The sequence below is a fragment of the Frankia sp. CgJB1 genome (genome assembly GCF_977947065.1).
The window spans coordinates 1-2,904 of the sequence record NZ_CDWTNB010000282.1; the positions used below are offsets into that span (position 1 = coordinate 1).

Sequence of the window (2,904 nt, forward strand, 5' to 3'; positions counted from 1 at the left end):
CGGACACACACGCGGAGTACGTCGGCACGTACCCGGTGAACTCGAAATACGGCGAGACCATCGACTGGCGGGTCAACAGCCAGCACTCCTCGACCTCGCCGGCTTTGCGATTGTGGATGCCCAGGTAGCCGGGATGTTGCTCGACAAACTTGTCGACGCCACCCTGGACCATCTGGAAGATCGGGTTGGTAGGCCAGGTCGAGCGTGCCGGCCGGGGCTGGGGAGCGTAGCCCAGCCACAGTTCGAGCCCTTGGTTGGTCGAGTCGGCGGTGAGCAGCCGGTGCAGGGTGGTGGTGCCGGTCCGTGGCATACCGACGATGAACACCGGCTTCTCGATCGGGACCTGGGCGTGCTCGGGATGTCTCTGCCACCCGGCCTCACTGAACAGGCGGGCCATCAGGATGCCGCACAACTCGTCCTGGACCATCTGGACGCCGTGCGGCGTCAGGCTCGCCTCCTCCTGATAGGAGGCCAGGAGCACCTCGAGCCCTTCCAGATAGTCCGACGGGCCGAAGTCGGTGAGTCCGGTGAGATCGGATGCTGCGGTGTGTAGCTCCTCGATTGTTTGGATCTTGTCCACTGAGTACGCTCCTCTGGTCCGTCAGCAGACGGCCTCAACAAATTCTCGGGATACAACGACAGGTTCCTCCCCGAGGGGCAGCAGGTAGAAACGGTCTTTTCGCGGAGCGTACGGAGGGTGTATAGGGTCTCCGCGGCTGGCCAGCCGGAAAACATCCAGTTTCCCAGGGCCGACTCTGGACGCCGTGCCCGATGCCGCTCCTGATCTATCCTCGCCGACGGGTCCCGGTGTAAGATACGGCCGTCGATCCGGATGACAATGCGAACGTCATGACCGTGTCCTTTCTGTAACTGTCGCGAACGTCCTGGTAAGCCATCGGCGGCACCCCGTTCGCCGGGCGCGGCAGCCTAGGCAGCTGAACATGCCGACGAAATACCGACCTCCGCTAGCTTCGAGCTAATCATAGCCGATACGAGTGGGTGATCGGTGTTCTGCGTCCGGCGCCAGCCATCGACAATTGAGATCGGCTGATACGAATATCAGCGCCAGTACTGCCGTGGGTTGATGCCCCGCCGCTTCGGGCCCATACTTCCTGCCTCGCGGCAACCGAGGTCGCCACGGTCGCATCACGTCACCCATCCCCGCCGTTGACGAGTTGACGACCTGACGCCGCGCCTGAAGTGACGCCGCGCCTGAAGTGACAACGCGGGTTGGGCCAGGCGCGTGGATGTCCGGGCATAGAATGGCGGGTAACATTTTATCGTGAACGGGTTACGGCTATAGGTCAGCTCGGCAACACGCCCGGCCACATTGAACGGGTATCGACTGCCCGCCCATGAGTAGAGTCCACGGACGTGGTGCGCGGGGAGTAGCAGTCTTGCCTTCAACTCGCCGTCGACGTAGGCGAATCCGGATCGGAAGCGGATGTGGACCCGGGCCAGTTGCGGTCAGCGTTCGTGAGCGCGGGTGTTCAGCCGCTGGCGCAGATGGTGCTGCATGGACTCGGGCGGGTTCTTCGGCACGGCCCCATCCCGCCGCCTGCGACCGGCCCTCCACCATGATCTTTGGTCATGGTGGAGGGCTCGGGACGGTGTGCGGCGGTGCCGGTGGTCGCCGCGGCCACTAGCACCCCGCCCGGGCTCGCCGCCACCTGGACTCATGCGGCGATCGCCGCCCAGGTCGCGGGCATCGTCTTCGCCCCGATATCCGCCTCTCAGGTCGGCAGGATCCTGGCCGGCCTGGACCTCAAGCCGCACAAGGTGACCGGATGGCTCACCCGGCGCGACACCCCCGACTTCTGGAACCGCGTCCGCGACATCTGCGCCCTGTACCGCACGCCGCCGAAAGGCGCGATCGTGCTGTCCATCGACGAGAAGACCGCGATCCAGGCCCGCGAGCGCCGCTACCCCTCCCAGCCCGCCGCACCAGGCCGAGCCGCCCGCCGCGAGTTCGAGTACCGCCGCCACGGCACCGCCTCCATCGTCGCCGCCCTGGACATCACCACCGGGCAGACCCTGATCGAGACCATCCAGCGCAACAACGCCGTGACCTTCACCGTCTTCCTGGACCGGCTCGACCGGCTCCTGCCACGCGACAAAAGGACATCCACGTGGTTCTCGACAACGGCTCCGCGCACACGGCCAAGCACACCAGGGCGTGGCTGGCCGCCACCCGCGCTGGCACGTCCACTGGACCCCGCCCCATGCCTCCTGGCTCAACCAGGTCGTGCTCGTCTTCTCCGCCCTGACCCGCGCCGTCCTCCGCAACGGCGACTTCACCAGCCGCGACGACCTGATCGAGAAGATCGATGCCTGGACGATCCGGCGCAACGAACACGCCCGCCCCTTCCGCTGGACCTACCAGGGCACCCCGCTCAAGGAAACGGCCTGACCCACCCGACCCGATCCGCAGGAACGCGGTCAGCCGGGCAGGGCCGCTGTCAGGTCGACCTCGACCAGCTGCCCGGGGAAACCGAGCCGGACGACTCCCAGCAGCGTGCTCGCGGTGGTGAACGCCGGCCCCACGACCGAATCGGTCAAGCGCCGCCAGGCGGTACCCAGAATCCCGACATCGTCGCTGACCACATAGATCACCGAGCGGACGACGTGATCCGGCCCGACGCCCACCGCGCGCAGGGCCGCGACGGCGTTGGCTGCCACCTGGTCGATCTGGGCGTCGAGATCCCCCGGACCCACCAGCGCCCCTGAACGGTCGAGCGGGCACTGCCCCGCCAAAAACGCCGTCCGGCCCGCCTCCACGACGGTGATGTGGTGATACCCCGGAGTCGCATGGAGCTGAGCGGGATTGATGCGCGTGATCTCAGCCGTCATACACGCGAGTCTCGCGACTTGGGGATCGTCATTAAATAAGTTGATCATTTGATC

The 2,904-nt window shown here is 66.0% G+C and carries 4 protein-coding genes; 1 reads left to right on the plus strand and 3 read right to left on the minus strand.

Annotated features, from left to right (window positions below; all coding sequences use genetic code 11):
- A partial coding sequence (locus AC08OT_RS19860) for a sulfotransferase family protein (RefSeq protein ID WP_476603190.1) occupies positions 1 to 580 on the minus strand: 580 nt, incomplete at its 3' end.
- 1,342 nt (positions 581 to 1,922) lie between these two features.
- Complete coding sequence (locus AC08OT_RS19865; RefSeq protein ID WP_476596499.1) at positions 1,923 to 2,075, minus strand: hypothetical protein; 153 nt, start codon at positions 2,073 to 2,075, stop codon at positions 1,923 to 1,925.
- A 101-nt stretch (positions 2,076 to 2,176) separates the two neighbouring features.
- On the opposite strand from AC08OT_RS19865, the gene AC08OT_RS19870 reads away from it, so the two are divergent.
- Entirely contained in the window at positions 2,177 to 2,410 is a 234-nt protein-coding gene (locus AC08OT_RS19870) for a hypothetical protein (RefSeq protein WP_476594753.1), read from the plus strand.
- A 29-nt stretch (positions 2,411 to 2,439) separates the two neighbouring features.
- Here AC08OT_RS19870 and AC08OT_RS19875 read toward each other — a convergent pair.
- Positions 2,440 to 2,904, minus strand: a 465-nt coding sequence (locus tag AC08OT_RS19875; protein WP_476596500.1) for a RidA family protein, incomplete at its 5' end; no start/stop codon positions are given.